The sequence below is a fragment of the Rhodococcus sp. 15-725-2-2b genome (assembly GCF_002259075.1).
GTDB lineage: Bacteria > Actinomycetota > Actinomycetes > Mycobacteriales > Mycobacteriaceae > Rhodococcoides.
In genome coordinates, this window is the sequence record NZ_NPFL01000021.1 from 1 (window position 1) to 18,924 (window position 18,924).

Genomic DNA, 18,924 nt, shown 5'->3' on the forward strand with positions numbered 1-18,924 from the left:
GCGCCCAGCCCCAGCCGGGCTGGGGCTGGGCGCTGCGCGCCCGCCGCTGCAGGCGAAACGGCAAGCCGTTCCGAAGAACTCGCGGACTCGGTCGAAGCGCTGCGCGCCTTCGCGGTTGCATCTGTTATTCGATCGCGCTCAATTTGCAATTTGCAATCGAGAATTTTTCGAGGGCGGTCGAACCGAAACCGGCTCGCCGATGCATGGTGTATTCAGCGAAACCGGTTTCGGATCAATCGCATTCAAGTCATTCGTTACGGGATCGCTCGGATTCTGCATCGAGCGCAGCGGGCCGAATCTGCTCCCACAGCGCCGGGTTGATTCCCGCGTTGTATGCGCGTTCGAGCAGCTGCCCCAAGGAATGATCGGGGGCGAGCCCACGGGCAACGTTCATTGCCTCCCGCGCCGGCACCGCCTCCCGTCCGATCCAGTAACTCAGCGAAGCGAGGACGAAGGCGGGGCCTGCCTCGCTGGCGGGCAACACCGCGCCAACCTGCCGCCACAGTTCGCCGAGGACTGCGGCGTTGGCTTCGGTGAAGTGAACGAACAGCACATCGCGCACGCGCACGTCAGAGGCGGCGGCTGCGAGCATCGCAGCGTGGTAATCCGATATCTCGATTCCGCGGTTGCCTGAATCGAGATACCCGGCGAGTACCTCGCGGTGGATGGTCTCTGCGGCCGAGATCGGCCCTACTGCCGGGAACGCCCCGCGTGCAGCCCGCATCATGTCCACCACACTCGCGGCGCGTTCGGCACCGAACTGTTCGGCAACGAAGCCCGCGCGGATTTGGGCGCGAGAGGCCAGACGTACCTGCCCCTCGAGCAACGCTCCGACCACGTAGGGGTGAGCCGTCAGGTCGACCGCCTCGCCGACCTCGTGCGGTCCCGCCAGTACCCCGTTCATCAAGTAGCGGCGCGCACGTCCCTCGTGGAACTGGAACACAGCAACGTCATCGCCCGAGAACTCGTGGAGAACGGCCATCGATGCCGCATCGGCGTGTGTGTCACTGCCGAACACGACCACCACGCGCGGTCCGGATAGATCACGCACGGGGTGACCGCTGGGCACCAGCAACGGGGCACCACCGATCGGCGCTTCCTCCCCCAGCGGGCAGGCCATGACGGCCCCGCCTGTCGAGTTTGGGGTGAACACCACCATTTCGTTCTCGGGAACGTAGCGGACCAGCATCACGGCCACGGCAACAGCATCAGCGGGTGAGGAGATACGAAAAACAGAGGACATCGGACAAACCCCTTTCAGGGCACAGGGGCAGATGGTCAGTCCGCCCGATCAACAGAACACCCACAATCTAGCCGAGACCACCGACAAGAACGGCTCACGCGCAACACATTTGGTCCCCGGCGCACTCGGTGCCGGGGACCGCACCGAGTGCGCCGGGGCTCGGTGGGGAAAGACAACAGGCCCGCCCATGTGTTTCGCTGGGCGAGCCTGTTGTCGAACGTCTAGGGAGAAGCGAAAGGATCAGAGCGACAAAGGCTCTCGCTCTAACTCCTCGGGAGCGGAGTCGGCTTCCGAGGCCCATCTAGGGCTCACGTCCATACCCGACCACACTTTCGGATCGGTGTCGAGCCGATCAGGAGACGTTCGGATCAGCACACACGCCAGCAGCCGACATTGCAAGACGCGCCACACCGTCGATGATCAACGTATGGCATCCGTTCGACGCTGCGGAGGTGACCGGCCCTGGTACCGCGTACACCGCCCGCCCGAGCCTGTGCACTTCCCTGGCCACAGACAGTGCACGTCCGCGTGACCCGGCCTCGGGCACCACTACCGCATCGGAGAGAGCCGCCAGCAGCGCGCCACTCCCGTTGAATCGTTCTCGTCGAGGCTCTGCACCGAACGAGTACTCGCTCACCACCACACCCTGTTCCGCGACGCGCTCGAGCAACCGAGCGTGACCGGACGGATACGCCCGATCCAAGCCGCACGGCATTACCGCTACCGGTCCTGCACCGACCCCCAACGCTGCCCGCAACACCGCTCCCTCGATCCCGAACCCGCTGCCCGACAGGACCGCCACCCCACGCATCGCCAGATCCCCGGCAAATTCCGACGCGACATGCTCGCCGTAAGCGGTCGCAGCCCGGGTGCCGGTGAGCGCCACCGCCGACACATCAGCACCGGGCAGCGCGCCCTGTCCACGAACCCACAGAGCGACCGGAGTCGATCCCTCCAGCCATCCGGCCATCCGCAGCCGCTGCGGCCACTCAGCGTCCGCAGGAGTGACCAATCGTGCTCCCAGCGTTGCCGCCGTCTCGAGGTCTGCCTCGGCACCTGAGTAGTCCCACGAGCGAGCCGTCGCACGCAACAAGTCCTCCGACACCTCCCGATGCCGCACAGCCTCGGCTGCAGCCTCCACGCCCGATAAGGACACCGCCAGATGCACCAACGAGCCCTGCCCCCGCGCCACGTGAGCGAGATACGCCCACGCAACACGCTCACGCCACACCATCTCGCTACCCGACACCGCGTTCTCGCTCGACACACCGCTCACGACGAAACCCTCCCAGGGCTAACACAAGGGCAGATGGTCAGTCCGCCCGATCAACAGAACAACTCGAACCTACCCCGACACACCGACAAAAACAGCACCTGACAAGCGAAAATGTCCCCGGCGCACCCGGTGCCGGGGACAGCGGGTGCGCCGGGCGGTAAGTTCACGAAGCGGCCAAAAGAGCAGACCGAAGTGTCCTGTTCGAGTGATACAAATACCGGAGCAGATCTCACGGGCCGCCGACGAAAAACGCACCAACCGCGACGTTCGAGAGGGAAGCTGCACACATGACCGAGCCCGAGCCATGGCGTCGAAGCAAGACGCCGGCCCCGCTCCCCTCGAATTCCGCCGACGCCCGAGCGATCAGCGAACTGACGGACCCGGAACTGGCTGCGATCATTCGTGACAACCTCCTGCCGCGCTCGAACACCGCCGGCGATACAGCCAATTGGCGTGCATTCTGGAACACCCTCACTTTCGATCCGCAGCTCAACGATCGCGCAAACGCGATCATCGATGTCTACGTCGAGCAAGCAGCAGCAGCGCTCGATACCGGCGAACTCGACGACGCCCAATACAAACGTGCCGGCAAGTTCCACGACCTGTGTATCCACGCCCTCGACAGGCTCGACAAGGTGGTCGACGACCCCCTGGCCTGGGCTGGTGCGCGAGCTGCCGGATTCAATCCACGCTCTCGTGAGGTCATCAACACCCTCGTGCAGGCCATCGCCGATCACCGAGACGACGGCGACGACGCCAAGCTCTGGGCGATTCTCGCCGAAGTTCGTTTGGATCCAGGCCATCGACGCCGGTAAGCGCTCCGCTCAACATGGCCGCCCGCGGAGCCTCTGACCGATGAGCTTCTGGGATTCACTTGCGGCCGGCCTCTCGGAGGAGCCGCCGCGACGGGTGATCGTGTCGACCAGAACGCTCAGGTCGGCGATCGAGGACACCTTGATCTATGGGTTCTCGCGAGCCGCCCTCGAAGTGGTCCTACCCGACGAACTCGACCTGACGTGGGCAGGTACAGGTACCCCGGTTGAGGCCGACACCAAGCGGTCGCTGATCGATGGTTACCTCGTAGGATTCGAGATCCCCCAGCTCGTCGCACTGGCGCGTCGCGTGCTTGCAGAATGCGACGTCGCGGACCACGGGCTCGCGGTGCTGATCGCAGAGTACGAAAAGGGCTCCAGCGGTGTCGATTCTCCCGCAAAGAACCTCATTTTCGCGGCCAATGGTCCCAAACCGGAGATGGTGCTCCGCGACGCGGTCAGCAACGACATCCTGATCACCAAGAATGCTGAGTTCTGCCTGGTCTACGACAGACCGATAACCGAGGCCGGCCTGTCCTTTCAGGAGCTGATTCAGTGGTGGCGTGAGCACCAAGCAATGGCAGACACGGACGATCGCGATGTCGGGCGGTCACTGTACAAACGGCTGCGAGAGAGCCTCGGTAAGAACGAACCCGAGCGGATGGTCTTGGACGTCTACTCACGTCGATACGGAGAGCACGGCTTCGGTATTCCCGCTCTGATCCCGCAGGTCTACCTCCACTACGACCCGTACACCAAGTATCAACGCAAGGGCAGCAGTCCCCTCGAACGCCAACGCATGGACTTCTTGCTGCTCTTCAGTGCAAGAAAACGCGTCGTCATCGAGGTCGACGGTCGTCAGCACTACGCCAACGAAGACGGCCGCGCCAGCACGCAGCTGTACGCCGAGATGGTCACCGAAGACCGACGTCTCCGGCTAGCGGGATACGAGGTCTATCGGTTCGGGGGCAAAGAGTTCGAGAGCCCCGACGCGCCGTCGATGCTCGCAGCATTCTTCGACGAACTGAGCTCGCGAATGAAGTAGACCGACGGGGAACTCATGCCGGGGCGAGGTATCGATCCTCCTCAGAGCCGATCTGGAGTTCGTCCTCGGCGGCTGCGATGACTGCGTCGACGACCTCAATGGGTAGCCCGGTCTTGGTGGCCACTGCAGCGTGCTCGTGGCCTTCGCTGGCCAGTTTCAGGACGTGGACACACAGAACGGCTGTTTCGGCCTCTGTGGAGCTGTTCGGGGCCGAGTGACGCTGGTCGGTGCTGTCGTCTACAGCTGATGCTTCGAGTCGGACCAGCTGGATCATCAGGTGCGTGGTGACCAGCAGCACCAGCGGCGGCGCAGCAGCGGCCAGCGCGGCCACGGTGAAGGTCGAGCTGTAGTCCACCATCGAGACGTGCACGATGTTGCCGGCCGTCGATGCGATCGACCCGAGAATCAGCAAGGCCCACGCGAACCAGCGGTGTGAGGCGTCGACGACGAGCATGAGTGTTGCGAGGATTACCATTCCGTCGAGCACCAGTGGCAGAACCCATCCCAGTGTTGCCGGGTATCCGCTGGCAGTAGCGAGCTGCCACAACGATATTCCGCTCTTTGTGAAGGCGCTGATACCGATCACCGCATTGCCGATCACCGCGCAACGTTTGATGGTTGTCAGATTCCTCATCAATGTCCTTCGCTGGTGGTGATCGAAAAGTGGCCGGCCGCTGCCGTCGGGCGTGCTAGATCGGCGTGCTTGAGGGTGGGTGTGTTCGACAGTCGGTAAATCGACCACAGGGCGGTGAATGCGATACACCCGCCGATCACTATCTGAGCCGCGGTGTAGTCACCATTGTTCGCAATGACGAATGCATTCCAAGCTGTATGGGCCAGAACGAGTCCCGTGAGACTGCGGAGTCGATAGTAGACGTAGACGGCCACAGCGCCCCATACGAACGCCGACAACGCTTGCCCTGTTCCCTGGTACAGATGGATGGAGGCTCGAAACAGAGCTGAGCTCGCGATGACGATGCCGAGCATCCACGGCTGGACGCGCCAGACCAGTCCGACGACCCCGAAGAGCAACAAGACCGGAAGCGCACTGAAGAACGGTTCCTCGGCCAAGCCGGCGACGAGAAGGTGCGCACTGTTCCACCATTGTGCCGGGTTGCCGTAGTCACTGGTGCGCGAAAGGTTTTCGGCATCCTCGGGGGACAGCAACGAGGCCATGCACAGGCCGATGGGGAACAATCCTGCACTCATCAGCGTCCGCGCTCGCCACGTCCCAGGGAAGCTGTTCGGTTCGGTCTCGTTCGGTTCGATGAACCGGCGCACCGCCGCGACGAGAGCGAGACCGGCAACTGCGGCGAAGAAGAGAATTAGGAAGCCAATTTGAGCGCCGGGCATCGTCGGCGGGGTCGACTCGGTGACTACCTCGGATCCGGTACCGAGATGCCTCTGAACCGAGACTAATGCCTCGAAAGGCCAACACACGACTAGGTAGGCGGCAGCAAGCCCGAGCGGAACAGCAGCGATATACAGGCTTGAGTTCCAGTTGTTGTTGCGATTCATCGCGATTCACTCTTTCTTTGACATTCTCTCGTCGCGGCGACACAGGACAGTCATGGGTGCGGATACGAGTACTGAGCGTGGGTACGGCGGTCGAGGCTGATCAGTTGTCGAGTAGGCCCGCACCGCGGGCAATAGCGGGTAGGTCGATCGGTGGTGCCCATGCGGCCCACACGCGGGTTCGGCCGAGCTCGACGACACGGTCGTCCGGATAGAGCCGCCATGGGCCGACGCGGTCGAGCAGTTCACCGACGAGGGCGTCGGCGTGGAAACGGGTGGGAACGGTGACGAAGTCATCGAGCGGGCCCCGCTTATGTAGTGCCGCGACGGGGCGTGGTGCGCCTCTGGCGATCGCTACCTGCCGCAGGTCCGGAGAGCCGTGGGGACGGAGGATCGCCACGACATGGGGGTCCAGCCATCGTCGCTCTCGCCATTCCTTGCGGACACCGCGGCCACGGGGAAGATCGAGCCCGGTCAAGACAGTTCGTGCATTGTCGAGGGTCTGCTGTTCGACACGTCGGATTTCAGGAAGGGGAAATTGAAGTTGCTGCAACCGGCGGACGGGAATGGCCGCTCGAGCGCGAGGTGAGCCCTGCAGCCAACGCTGAACGGTACGGCGAGTCACCCCGAATGCCGCTGCGACATAGTCGATATCGACACCACCGTTGACCAAGGGGCCGTAGCACGCGGTGAATGCGACCTCGAGCTGTCGTTTGGTCCACCGCGGCCGCTTCGGGTTCATGTCGCTCTAATGGAGTGGTCCGAGAAAGACGCCGTATCCCATTTTGGCCTGCACAGCCATGCTGACGAGGATCAGACCCGCCAACGCAGAAACGACGCGGGTCTTCCACTGCTGAGACTTGGTCTCGAACATGTCTTTCTGATCCCTCCTGCAGAGCGCTGCCGTGCGCGATTCCACCGATACCGTAGCGGTTGCACCGGACACTCCGAACACCTGAACTCGCAGACTCTTATGGTCAGACCGGGTCGATGGAGATGTTGTCGATGCTCTCGAAGGTCCATCCGTCGACGTACCGATCGCTGGCGTAGCCGCTGAGCCACTTCGAGAGCGCTTTGTCGCCGCCGCGTTCGTACGCCGACCACATCGACTCGACATCGGATGGCGACATACCACTCTGATCCGGGGGGATCTGGATGGAACGATTGCGAATGTAGAACCCTCCCCCACCGGCGACGCCTTGTCGGCCCTTGATCTGTACGCGCGCACCGTATTTGGCGATCGACTTGCCCTGTTTGCTCTCTCGGACAGCTTTGATGGCGGCGCGCCGGCCCTGTTGCGTCGTCGCTGCCTGCCGCGACTTGGTGGTGAGCTTGCTCAGAGTCTCGGCCTTCGGCTTCGAGATTCGCTGGCGTCCCTCGGCGGCAACCCAGCGTTCCACCGTACGACGTGAGACTCCGAGATCGCGCGCAGCTGCGGCAGTGTTCACCCCGCCCCGAGTGCCCGGGCCGTACGCGGCGAGGAGCATCCCACGCATGTCAGGGGTGGTGCCGGCCTTGCCGGAGACATCGGCACCACGCCTGCCCGTCAAGCCCTGGAACAGTGAGCTGCGTCGGCGTTCGTCTGCTTCCAGGTTCTCTTTGAAGCCAGCATGCTTGCGCCCGGCCATTGGCTATTCCCCCTTGCCTGTCGTGGCATCCCAGTTCATCGTCAGCGCTTCCTTGCCCTTGTAGCGGCCACCGACGAGGAACTCGAGATGATCGCCGAGTCGAGCGGAGCCCTCCCACTTGTATTGGCCGAACCCTCGACCGAGCTGCTTGTCCTCCCCAGGCCAGGACGCGATCGGATCCGGATCGTTGCTGGTGTAGAGAACCGTGTCGTTCGTGATGGCCACCGGCCACCGGTCGGAGACGGTGCCGATCTTGACGATGCGACGAGTGATGTTCGCCCGCGCTTTGGCGATGATGTGATGGCGTCGCTCAGGCGAGAAACCTGCTCGTCCGGTCATATGAACCGAGGACCCCATCTGGCCGATCGTGCGCGTGTAGACGCCCTTGAGCAGATCTCTGGCCAACTGAGCGTCGACGTCGTCGACGTCCAAAGCTGTTCGTGCGTCCCGGATTCGCTCGTACCACGGATCGAGTACTCGGCCATGTTCGTTCCACACGTAGGCCTCGACAGGTTCGAGCTCGTAGCCGAGTTCTCCGGCGACCTGCAGACTCGGTGTGGTCACCCACAGCAGGCCCGGCCGGCCGCCGAGAGGCATCAATGGATGTGGGATGCGCCAGTCCCCTGCCTCGGGAACCTCTACCCGCCAATAGCCCGGCAGCTTCTTGTCGAACGCTCGCCCGTCTGGATGATGAGTGGCCGATCCGATCGGCATCTCCAAACCGGCGATTCCCGCAGCATGCGAGCCTCCTCGGTCGTACGCGTGGACGTAGATCATCGATGTCTCGTCGCTGGTCGGTTTGCGGGACCATGCGTAATCGTCCTCGAGGGAGCTGATGGTGGCCGGGCCGACGGGAGTCTGTGCCCCGAACATCCGCTCGCGGTCCTTGAATCGAGTCGAGATCATCAGGTCGAAACCTGTGGACTGCGGGGTGATCACCCACGGCATCTTCAACGCGCTGGCGAACAGCGACAATCGACGCGCGAGTTTGCTCGGGGACGGTCGGTCTCCGAGAATAGGGATATCGCGTGGATCGGCGTTCATGCCGGCAGCCAGGACGACCCACACACCGCGGTGCTCGCCCTGGGTGCGCCACACACGGGTCCACGCACCGAGCCGGTCACCGGGCTTGCCCAGGGTCCAACCGTCGGCGATTGCATCTGTGACGAACGCTGTGCCGGCAGTGGCCTCGCCGACGTCTTTGCGTCGCTGCGACGGATCGTCGCTCAGCGTGCTCAGATCCACCCCGAACTTCTCGGTCATCGCCGCGGTCACCCAGATCTGTCCCGGTTCGCTCTGCCACGACGAAGTCTGAGTGCCCAGACGCAGCTCCTGCACCAGCGCGGCGACATGACCGACGTGAGAGATGTTCTGTGGCAAATTGATTCGACTTCCGTCGGGCATCCAAATGCCATCGACGTCCAGGACGGCGGCAGGGGCAGCGAACGGGTTGGCCGCGGTCTTCGCGGGAGCTGAACGCCGAGGCTGCGTGGTCTCGAGCGGCGCACTGGGTTGCGCAACCGTAGGAGCACTCGACTCGGCGGCCTCGGAAGCAGCTCGACGAGCAGGTTCGTTCGACGGCCGCGGGCCAGTGGAGGCGGGTGCAGGCGGCTTCGCTGCGGCTGCGGTATCGGCAACCAGTGCAGCGCGGGAGGCAGCTGTGCTTCCGAACCAGCACTGCGCGTGCAGAACGTGGCCATCGAAGCGAAGGCCCGAGCCCACTCCGCACTTCACGCACGGGACGCTCGGCGAAATATGTTCTGCCACAGCGATATGGCCCTCGGCATCGGGGTAGCTTCCCACTGGAATGTCCTCCTGTTCGGAGTTGTCAGACGTAGCTTCCGCGTCGTTGGCACGAGAGCTGCCCGTCGTCGATGAGGTGTCGCTGTTCGATACCGAGAACAACGTCGCGAGGTCGGCCACTGCGGAGGTCGAACCCGGAACGTCGCTCGGTGTCGTACCGTCCGGTGCATCGTCGGGTCCGCCATCAGCGTCGAAGATGCCGATCTGACCGTCGTCGGGGCCGTCGCCGAGGATCGCCCACAGACGGAGAGCGGTCATCCGCTGCCGCCGTTCCTCACAATGGATGGTGCGTTGGACGGTGTAACGGGGTGTCTTGCCTGCGCGTTCCTCGGCGATCAGAACTCCCTCGTCGTAGAGGGCCCGCAGCGCCGTGCCTCGATCGATCTGTGGAGCATCGGACATCGTCGATGCCGCGGCTTTCAGAACCTGTTCGAGGGCAGTCGATTCGATCAACAGCTGCGCTTCACCGTCGCGTGGTCCGGGGTCGGTGAGCACGTACCCCAACCGGATCCCGCGTGCGTCTTCGCGGTACTTCTTGACGTCCTGATAGTCCGAGACCAACGTCCGTCGCCACCCCAACCGGCCGGCGAGCGGGCGGTCGGGTGCTTCACCGGTACGAACGTCGTCGACGTAGGCCAACCCGGTACGCAGTGCGTGCGCAAGGAGCTCGCGCACCCGCGCCCCGGTACGTGAAGGCAGATCGGGATCGGCCGCAGCGACGACCGCGTCGTGCAATCCGCCGTCGACGACGTCGAGAACTTGCTCGACCTCATCGGCATCGAGCGCGCCGACATCGAGCAGAAAAGCGGTGAACGCCTGCCACCCTGCCCACACTGCACCGACCGCTTCGGCCTGGCGCACGGTCTCACCCTGCTCACGTAAGCCCTCGGCGTAGTGCGCGCCCTCGTTGAAGACCTTTTCCCGCAGTTCCTCGAGGCGGGGGCACAACCACTGCAGGAACGAGGCCATCAGCAGGGCGCGTCCATGTCGAGACTGCTCACTGTCGAGTCGAATCAGCTCGTCGAGTTCGATCTCGTCGGACTGCAACGGCACCACCAACATGCGCTGAGCGCCGGACCCTGGTCGAGGCATGACCTCGGAGGTCACCATCGCGGACGATCGGGGGGCGGTGCCGTCGAGGATGCTCAACCCGTCGCGACTGGAACGGCTCCGTTGTTCGCCGTTGTGGACCATGCGCGCGAACTCTTCGAGCGCTTTCTGTGCAGCCCCCCAGTCTCGTGTGGGAGCGACATCATCGGCCCAGTACAGCGCATCTTTCGACGAATTCAGTTTGATGCGAAGCGCATTGAGAGTGTCACCGTTACCTGACATCGACGATGCCGGCCGCCGACGATCCCACAGCTCACCGAAGTGATGCATCGCGATCGACGCGATCGAGGTCTTGTACGAACCGGGCGAACCAATGAGCGAAAGAACCCAGGGGTTGGGTCCCAAGGCCGCGCGAAAGACGTGCCCGAGCAACGGAGCAGCGATTCGCACCGGCAGACGCGTCAGCATCGATCCCGAATCGACCATGAAGGCATCACGCAATCGAGGTGCATCGGCGATCGGGCACGGCAGGTCGTAACGCGAGAGCGGTCCACTGAGCAGAACCGGCGCAACACGGGCACCGGCAGCACTGATAGCGCCACCCGCGTGCACGTAGAACCACTCGTCGTTTCGGTCCTTACGCCAACCGGTGGAACGGAATCGAACCGTCCGGGCAATCGTCACTCCACCCGCCACTTTCAGGGCGTCGCGAAGTTTGGCGATTCCAGAGGGTTTGGAGTCGTACGTCGGCGGCCCGGGAAGAGAATCCGCCCAGGTGCAGTCCCGATAGTCCTGTGCGTCCACCCGCATACGCATGAACTCGCCCGTATCGGGATGGGTGTACCCGATGACGACAGCGGAAAGCTGTTCGGGCGACGGCGGATTGGCTTCCCGCTGCCCGACGATATCTTCGCGTCCGAGCAGGGTCGGTGCGTCGACGTCGAGGCCGTCGTCCTGCGATTCGAGGTATTCCATCTCCACGATCCGAGCATCGATGCTGAGCACCATTTTGGCGGTCTGCTCGCCATCTCGGTTGGTGACGATTTCGACGAGGCTTCCCTCTACGACCCGATACGTCGGTGCAGATATCTGAGCGCCGCGGGTGGCCGCCCCGACCAGGTGCAGTCGGGGTCCGTCAGGGAGCGGATGTGTCGATTCACCGGCGTCGATGTGGCTGGATCCGGTCGCCGGCGGCACCGCGTCGTGCTCGTCCTCGTCGTGCAGCAGCGGTGGAATCGGAGTGCGCGAAATATCGTGTGCGGCACGGGCAGCCGTGCGGGCAGTACGCCACACAGCGGTAGCGGCATCGACCGCTTCTTGCGACCACTTCGTGCCCTCAGCGGCAGCGAAACTACGCACCGCATCGACGGCTTCGCTCAACGGCTCGAACAGGCGCTCCGCCTCGACGGCCCAGCGCCCAGCGAGGCGGATCTCGTCTGCGCACTCATCCTGGTGACCTGATACTCGCCCGCGCTCGGCACGCGCAGCCGCTTCCTGAGCCGCCTTTTCGACCTCGGCGGCCTTGCCGCGCAGCTTGGCCAGCGCAGCATGTGCCGCAACCTCACCGACATGGACGGGAATCAACCCGTTCCACATATCGTCCGGATCCCACAGCTGGGCCTCGACGTGATCTGTGAAGTCTGATTTGTCATCTGTTGTGCCGGGTAGCAGCAGTTGTACCTCGGCATCAACTGCGCCGAGCAGCGACGCCAGTTCGATGCCGCGCTCGTATCCTGCGGCGTCACGATCGAGCACAACGCGCACTGCGGCACCGGCGAACACCTCGGCGAGCTGTGGCGGAAAGTTCAGGCCACCCTGGGCATTCGTGGTCGCGCACAGACCGAGACGCATCGCGGTCTCGACATCCTTTTCGCCCTCGAGCAGCCACACCGGCTGGCCGGCCGACAGCGCCGCTTGCAGCTGCGGCATCGCGAACAGGACCGGAGTGAACACCGCAGGCTTACGTTTGACGTACGTGCGATTCGGACCGACGAACAACTGCCGGAATCGTTTGTGTTTGACGCCGCACGAGGTGCACTCCTCGCGGATGACCTCCTGCACCAATACGCTGTCGGCATCGGTGTAGGGATAGCGCGCAACTTCCGACCAAGAGTGCTCGACCTCGGGCTCCGGCATCGGACCGGCAATCCGAGCAGGCAGACGCCCCAGACGCCCACGTCGTTTGCCCGCTGCCCGTTGCTGCGGGGATCTACCGACACGCGGTGCGCTCGGATCCCGACTCGGCAAGGGTTCGTCGAACAGATCGGACACACCGATATCGAGACGCTCGGCGATTTCTGCGGCCGTCGCTGAGCAGCCATGGCACCGCAGCAGCACCATTCCAGAACCGTGGTGGCCCGGAGTCCAGGTGACAGACAGCGAAGCGTGACGGTCGTCGTGAACGGGGCATCTCGCCTGAAACTGGGTACTCGATGTGGCTTTGAAGCCGCCGAGCTGCTCGAGGCGTGGACGGATGTTGTCCATCGACCACATGTGGCCGCGGTTGGGAGTCGGTGACGTCACGACTCACCGCCGACACGTAGATGTACGACGCGCGCTGGGTTCGGAGCGCAAATCACGGCGAGGCAGGGGTACTGAGCTATGATGTCAATACACCTCCTGTCGTGTTCGTGGTTGTTCCCGGTGGGTGGTTGGAGCGGAGCGATTCGCTCACTTGTGAATCCGGAAGACCCCCCTTCTCGCCGCCAAGCACGAGGGGGGTTTTTCACTGTCTAGGGGTAGGTCATCACGCGCCCAGCTTGTACTGTGCGGGATCGATTCGATCTTGGATGTAATGCGGCATGGGTAGATCATGGTGCAGCGCCATGACATAGACGTAGTAGTCGCTGAGGTCGAGGCCAAGGGCGTCGGCCTCGTTTTTGTAATGCGCATACTGCGTGTCGGGCGTGCGCACCATTGCGGGTATGCGAGGGCCCTTCGACTCTCTCCCAGGTTTGCTTCCAGCCATGCGATCACATTAAACGGATTCGGTAACAGAAACAGGGAGGCCGCGACATCCGGTGTGTCGCCTGCCTGTCGTGCCACGTTCACATGTTCCTCCGCACCTCGTCCGTACCCGCCCTCGCACCACACATGACAGGTAGATCCGTCTCGATCTACCTCTGTGACAGAAGTGGCGAAATCTCTCGACATTGTCTCTGCGGCACCGGACACGACGAACACCCCAGCTCGTCGAACCGACCCGCTGCGCAAGCCCCTTCATCGATATACGCGTGACCTTGGCTCTTTTATGTGGGGAGCATGGGGAGCATGGAGATAAGGGCAGCTCAAAGGCAAAAAAACGCTCCCCACCGGAGTGGGGAGCATGGTGGGGAGCACGGTGGGGAGCCAGGAGCAAGACGCTCTGGCCCGGCGGATCAAGAGATCAGATAGTCCTCAACGACCGCAGCAATCAGCGCGCTTCGTGAGGGGATGAGCGGACTTGCTTCTACCTGCTCGTCTATCCATCGGGTCTGGGCTACCCACAGATGTGGACGCACCTCCACTCCCCCGCTCGCGACCTTCGGGCGGGCCAGACGCGGCATGCCACCGCGTGGCGATTCGACGGCGCGAGGGGCGAAGAGGCGAACCAAGGTTTCCGGGGTGTGCGCGGCGAAGGCATCCTCGACGATCTCGCCGTAGGACTTCTTCTCCCGCTGAGATCGCGTCTTCCAGGCCTCTTTGACCGTCGCGGGAACGTAGACCGCGATCGGGCGCACATCTTCATCACCGACAATCGCAGCCAACGGCTCCGCTGTAGCGGTGTCGGCCCCGGTTTCGGGTGTGGTGGCTACGTCCTCGGTTGCGGCAGTGCTGCCCCCGGAGGGCGAGGCAGATGTAGCAACCTCGGTCGGAGGCTCTGGTGCAGGTGCTACAGGAGCATCCGGTGCAGATGTCACGTCCGGAGCCTGTACGTGCGGCTCGTCGACGGCTCTTTCGGCAGCCACGTCGGTCGAGCGTGGTTCCACTGCGGCAGGCCTGGCGAGGGAACCCGTTCCATTGCGAGGGAAAATGTTGGCGAGGCCAGATCCACGGGGAGCGGGCTTGTCGAATTGGTCCGCCAGGCTGGGTCGCTTCTTGCGATCAGTGGTGCTCATGCGGGTGCTACCTCTTCTGCGTGATCGGCTTCGGCAGCAAGCTCGGCCAAGCGTTGCAAGACCTCAGCTGCTAGGGCCTCGTAGTCATCCGCCAACCCGGTTGCATCCCGAGAGAGCAGAAGGCTGGGTGGTTTCACCTTGTCCCTCAGCGCTTTCAACCGAGCCTTCTTTGCGCTAGCAGTAGCGCCTTCGAGTTCGTGAGCTAGGAGCCCATGCCGCCGCGCGTCGGCAGCGGCGCTCTCCATGTAGCGGATTGTCGTGCCGAAGATGGGGGCAATGGTGTCAGGAATGGCTTGCGTAATACTTTCCCTCACCTGGTCCTGGAGCCGTTGTGACCTACTGCCGACCGCAAACAGAAGCATGCCAGCCAATCTCAGTTGCGGATTGTGCTCCCGGGCACGCGCGAAGCGCTCGGCGACGCGGTCGAGGCCGTCGAGGCTGCCATCGTCGGCGCGAGTAGGGATGAGAACGGACGACGTGCAGTACAGCACCGCATCACCGATGATCACGTCGCCTGGCGGGGTATCGAAGAGAACAATGTCGTAGTCGGGAACGATCGGGGCAAGGACTTTGTGGAGGATCTGCCCCAGCGATTCGCCCCCGCGGCTGAGCCTGGAGAGCATCATGCCAGCAACGTCGACGAGCGCAGGACCAGCGGGAATGACGTCTAGACCGGGTCGGACGTCTTTGATGATCGGGGGTTGTCCGCCTGACATCAACGACATCAGAAGTTCTTCACCGGACTGCTTTTCGTAACCGAAATCGCGGGCCAGGTTGCCCTGAGGGTCGAACTCCCCGACGAGAACACGGTAGCCGGCAGCGGCGAACAGGCCTGCGAGGTTGGCAACAACCGTCGTCTTGCCCACTCCCCCTTTACCTTGGGTGACTGCGAGGGAATTTGATATTGCCATCGATAGAACCTTCCTTCCAGAGTCCTGGATCCGCGTGCATCTATTCGAGCGCTGCCGTGGAGAAGCGTGACCGGGAGGCGTTCACGGTGCCGAATCGGTACGTGCGAGCGGCTCGACTTGTCCCGCACGCTCTTGTGCGGGCGGATGCGCAGGTTGTCGTGCGTGGTTGTGTGCGCGAGAGTACGCCCAGTCACGCACGTCAGTCAACACGGTCTAAGTCGTGTAACACCATGCGTATCAATGCTCGCACTCTTACGCGGCAAAACACGCGCAATAAAACATGTAGTGCTGCGCCCTAGTAACAGCGTACCAATACGCACGTTAAGTCGCATATCAACACCCTTGTTAACACGTGAAGAAACACGGGCATTGATGTGCTGACCAAAACGGTAATTAACCCGCGTGTTGACGTGCGGAGTTATACCCGGTATTGCATGCGTAGTATTACGCGTATTAACCAACGGTGTAACAAGCGTATTTGTACGCCCTCAAACACGCGGTTTAGTACGCGATGAAACCAACGCTTTACTGTGCGAGGAGTACTACGAAGTGCTACGCCCATTGTGTTGGGATGATTGCCCGGTAGACGGTAACGGAGGTAGGGGAGCAGAGCACTGGGATGATGAACGGGATCGAGAGTGGGTAGTTATGTCGGATCAACAAAGCGTCGATATGTGCGAATCAGCGTGCGATTCGAGCTGCGATCATGGCCGCGACTCCCAATCCGCAGGCTCTGCTGGCTTCGCGAAGGCTCAAGCGAAGTGTTGAGGGGAGAGGTATCGGTAGGGGAGTGCGAGGATTGCTACGTAGTTCGACGCGAGCCTGGCACGAATTTCACATAAGACGCCAGGTCAACGGGGGACTGTTCGCGTTCCAATCAGCGTAGATCCGAATAGCTCTGACGCAGTCGGCGGCGGGGATCGCCAGGCTCTCCGCGGGTCGTTCGCTGTTCGGCTATCCGTTGTTCCAGACCGATCTTCGACGCCATTTGGGTGGCCCACAGCAGGGTGGCGTCAGGGACTGATTCTGAGAGTTCAACGGTGAGATCTACAAGGGTGTCTTCGAGCAGTGTCTCGGCGGCTCGGTAGAGGCTCCACAGGTGGCTCAATTCCCAACTAAGAATGAGGGGATTTCCGAACATCATGCGCTCACAGGAACGTTGAATGCGCCGGACTTGAGGGTTGCTCAGAGCTGTCGGATCGTGCGGGTCGGCCCAGGTCGCAAGGTAGCTGCTCTGCTCGCATGTCCACGGCAACAGCAGGAGCGCATCAGTCGCGAAAGTCCAGCTCTGCGTGTCGAGAACGTGTTGTGACTGTTTGAGGGCGCGGCCCAGGGCTCGCTGGCAGGTCGTGGTGTAGTCGGCGAGCGCTAGCCGACATCGCTCCAGTTGTGCCAGGTCGTGCACTGTGTGGAACTGGTCCTGTCCACGAGTGAATTCGGTGGCAACGAGCGCGGCCTCGGTGTCCCACCAGCGAAACTGGGACTGACGATGGAACTCGCGGTGCCATCGTAGGTCGTCGAGCGTTCGGGCTGCGACGCCGCTGCCTGGCGCGGTGGCGGTGTCGGAGAAGCTCATCGTTCAATGGTTGCAGGTAAATGGTGGTGTGTCACCACCCCTCTGGCATCAGTTCTATGACTGTGCCCACGGCCGAAGAGGTAGATGTGGTGGTTTTCCTGGTGAGCTCTGCATGGCGATCGGTTCAAGATCGTCGGTGAACGACGCTGCGTTGAAGAAACATTGGCGGCAGATTGTGGACACACATGAAAGCCATCAAATCAAATAGCACTGAGTCACGAGAACCACATCAGTCCGACATGAGTGTCAAACGATAACAAAATCGTGTTGTGATCACGTGGCAGTGATCATAATCCAACTTGTCTTGGAGTCAAGAGGCAGCGCCGAGTGCAGTTCGGTTGAGAGTCAGTCAACGGCCCGTAGAAGTTGCAGAGGACATTGCTTGCGGCACGGACCGTCAGGGGTCGGTGCCGCGCCGCGTTTGCTTCGGAACTGAACGAGTGCGCGATCGACTACCTTGTTACTGAAATGTTATGTACCGCGTGTTGATCACCACTGTTGTTGAGGTGGAGATAGCCTTTGTCCTGGTGGGGAGGGGATGGGGTCCTCTTGCGGGACGAACACGGGGTTCGTTTTGCAGGGTTCGGTTCGGATCGACGCTGTTCGCGGTGTCCGGGAGACCCGGTATATCTCGTACGTCGCACTCAAGCCTGCGACTCAGGTACACGGGGACATCGGAAGGATCGTGAGTGAGGACCGACAGCGCTGAGAGTGCGAACGTGCCGACATCTCCGCCTGCGCGACAGTCGCTCGGGGCAGCCTTCATGCCACCGCCGCCGGCCGGATCGATAAGTGCTATGTCAGCGGAGGTGGTGCAGTTGAGTTCAAACGAGGAGGAGACATCCTCTGGTGCAGCTGAATTGGGGCACGACGACACGATTGTGCCGTCGACGGTTCATCTTGCTGTCGGGGTTGCACACGGTCTGGCGAAGGAGAGCAAACGGACAGGGAGAACCCACGGCGAGGTGGTCATCACTGCTATCGAGGATGTCCACAGCGATCTCGAAAGCCTTCTGTTTCCGGGAGGCAAGGTCGGCGGAGGTCTGTTCCGCGCCAGGGGAGTAGGTGGGAAGCCGTCTGAGGGTAAGGCGGAGAAGAAGGGAGTCACGGTCGGGTTGTACGCCGATGACTGGGTGATCATCGATCAACTGAAAGACCAGTTCAAGGCCCGTTCCCGCAGCCACCTCATCGGAACTGCCCTCAAAGCACATCTCGGCCTCGACGCCACGACACAAACGGAAAGTGACTGAGCTATGCCCATGTTCGGCAATCTCAAAGAAAAGACATCGACCGCCACAGTGGGGGAGCCGCGCAGCGCAAGAGAGGCATCTCCTAAGCCGGGCCATGACTTCACCGAAGTCGTATCCACCACCAAAGTGCGCCGTCGACGGTCGTACTGGATCGCGGGAGTCGCCTTGATGACCGTCGCAATCGTAGGAGCGGTCTTTTTGGTGAACGCCATGCGCGCCACCACGACAATTCTGGTGCTCGCCCGCGACGTGCCACAGGGGGAGACGATCACCACCGACGACCTCAAAACCGCAGAGGTCAACAGCGATGCGACCATCGCGACCGTTCCTGCCACAGACAAAGCATCGGTCGTGGGCCAGAGCGCAGCAGTTCCGCTCCTGAGCGGATCGGCACTGAACCCATCGTCGTTCACCAACGCCGTAATCCCCAGCGGGGACAACACTTTGGTCGGCATCACCGTCGCAATCAGCAAACTTCCCGCAGAGCCACTGCTCGCAGGCGACAACGTCCGGATCGTCGACACTCCCCGAGATCAAGACGATTCCCCGGTGCAGGGTCCGGTCACCGCGAACGCACAGGTCGTTGCCGTGAAGGACATCCCCGAGACCGGACAGACGACAGTGGACGTTCTGGTCAAGAAAGACGAGGCCAGCTGGATCGCCGCCCGAGCCGCCACCAACCGCGTCGCCATCGTCCTCGACTCCCGGGAGCGCTGAG

16 protein-coding genes are annotated in these 18,924 nt (G+C 62.5%); 4 read left to right on the forward strand and 12 right to left on the reverse strand.

The genetic code is table 11. The features are described 5' to 3' along the window. Positions 1–247: 247 nt before the first annotated feature. Entirely contained in the window at positions 248–1,243 is a 996-nt protein-coding gene (locus CH306_RS24965; RefSeq protein ID WP_015586055.1) for a DUF4192 family protein, read from the reverse strand. A gap of 352 nt (positions 1,244–1,595) precedes the next feature. Next, a complete protein-coding gene (locus tag CH306_RS24970) occupies positions 1,596–2,519 on the reverse strand; it encodes a DNA processing protein DprA (RefSeq protein ID WP_052047799.1) in 924 nt (307 codons plus the stop codon). 287 nt (positions 2,520–2,806) lie between these two features. Between CH306_RS24970 and CH306_RS24975 the strand changes: the two genes are divergently transcribed. Together CH306_RS24975 and CH306_RS24980 are read left to right on the forward strand one after the other, a co-directional pair. Next, entirely contained in the window at positions 2,807–3,334 is a 528-nt protein-coding gene (locus CH306_RS24975) for a hypothetical protein (protein ID WP_015586057.1), read from the forward strand. A gap of 40 nt (positions 3,335–3,374) precedes the next feature. Then, on the forward strand, positions 3,375–4,376 hold the full coding sequence (locus CH306_RS24980) for a hypothetical protein (RefSeq protein WP_072692241.1): 1,002 nt from the start codon (positions 3,375–3,377) through the stop codon (positions 4,374–4,376). A 13-nt stretch (positions 4,377–4,389) separates the two neighbouring features. Here CH306_RS24980 and CH306_RS24985 read toward each other — a convergent pair whose 3' ends face one another. The 10 genes from CH306_RS24985 to CH306_RS25025 form a co-directional block, all read right to left on the reverse strand. Further along, complete coding sequence (locus CH306_RS24985) at positions 4,390–5,010, reverse strand: DUF2637 domain-containing protein (protein WP_015586059.1); 621 nt, start codon at positions 5,008–5,010, stop codon at positions 4,390–4,392. Next, positions 5,010–5,729, reverse strand: a complete 720-nt coding sequence (locus CH306_RS24990; protein WP_032394817.1) for a CPBP family intramembrane glutamic endopeptidase — start codon at positions 5,727–5,729, stop codon at positions 5,010–5,012. The genes CH306_RS24985 and CH306_RS24990 overlap by 1 nt, the downstream gene beginning before the upstream one ends. Before the next feature lie 265 nt (positions 5,730–5,994). Further along, entirely contained in the window at positions 5,995–6,633 is a 639-nt protein-coding gene (locus tag CH306_RS24995) for a hypothetical protein (RefSeq protein ID WP_015586061.1), read from the reverse strand. A gap of 6 nt (positions 6,634–6,639) precedes the next feature. Continuing rightward, entirely contained in the window at positions 6,640–6,765 is a 126-nt protein-coding gene (locus CH306_RS29570; RefSeq protein WP_254924250.1) for a hypothetical protein, read from the reverse strand. 103 nt (positions 6,766–6,868) lie between these two features. Then, positions 6,869–7,519 carry a helix-turn-helix domain-containing protein gene (locus CH306_RS25005; RefSeq protein WP_015586063.1) on the reverse strand — a complete coding sequence of 217 codons (651 nt, stop codon included), beginning with the start codon at positions 7,517–7,519 and terminating at the stop codon, positions 6,869–6,871. A gap of 3 nt (positions 7,520–7,522) precedes the next feature. Next, positions 7,523–12,895: a telomere-binding protein gene (locus tag CH306_RS25010; RefSeq protein WP_032364989.1), complete on the reverse strand. Its 5,373-nt coding sequence runs from the start codon at positions 12,893–12,895 to the stop codon at positions 7,523–7,525. Between the two features lie 223 nt (positions 12,896–13,118). After that, positions 13,119–13,289, reverse strand: coding sequence for a hypothetical protein (locus CH306_RS29215; RefSeq protein WP_015586065.1), 171 nt, complete (start codon positions 13,287–13,289; stop codon positions 13,119–13,121). Between the two features lie 460 nt (positions 13,290–13,749). Beyond that, the gene (locus tag CH306_RS25015) at positions 13,750–14,469 is read right to left on the reverse strand and encodes a hypothetical protein (protein WP_032364990.1); all 720 of its coding nucleotides are present in this window, start codon (positions 14,467–14,469) and stop codon (positions 13,750–13,752) included. Continuing rightward, the gene (locus CH306_RS25020) at positions 14,466–15,380 is read right to left on the reverse strand and encodes a ParA family protein (RefSeq protein ID WP_015586067.1); all 915 of its coding nucleotides are present in this window, start codon (positions 15,378–15,380) and stop codon (positions 14,466–14,468) included. The genes CH306_RS25015 and CH306_RS25020 overlap by 4 nt, the downstream gene beginning before the upstream one ends. A gap of 877 nt (positions 15,381–16,257) precedes the next feature. After that, positions 16,258–16,956 carry a hypothetical protein gene (locus tag CH306_RS25025; RefSeq protein WP_015586069.1) on the reverse strand — a complete coding sequence of 233 codons (699 nt, stop codon included), beginning with the start codon at positions 16,954–16,956 and terminating at the stop codon, positions 16,258–16,260. A gap of 689 nt (positions 16,957–17,645) precedes the next feature. Between CH306_RS25025 and CH306_RS25030 the strand changes: the two genes are divergently transcribed. Further along, a complete protein-coding gene (locus CH306_RS25030; protein WP_139278540.1) occupies positions 17,646–18,206 on the forward strand; it encodes a hypothetical protein in 561 nt (186 codons plus the stop codon). Positions 18,207–18,374: 168 nt separating this feature from the next. After that, positions 18,375–18,923 (forward strand): SAF domain-containing protein, encoded by a 549-nt coding sequence (locus CH306_RS25035; RefSeq protein WP_254924251.1) that lies wholly within the window; start codon positions 18,375–18,377, stop codon positions 18,921–18,923. The last annotated feature ends 1 nt before the right edge of the window (position 18,924 follow it).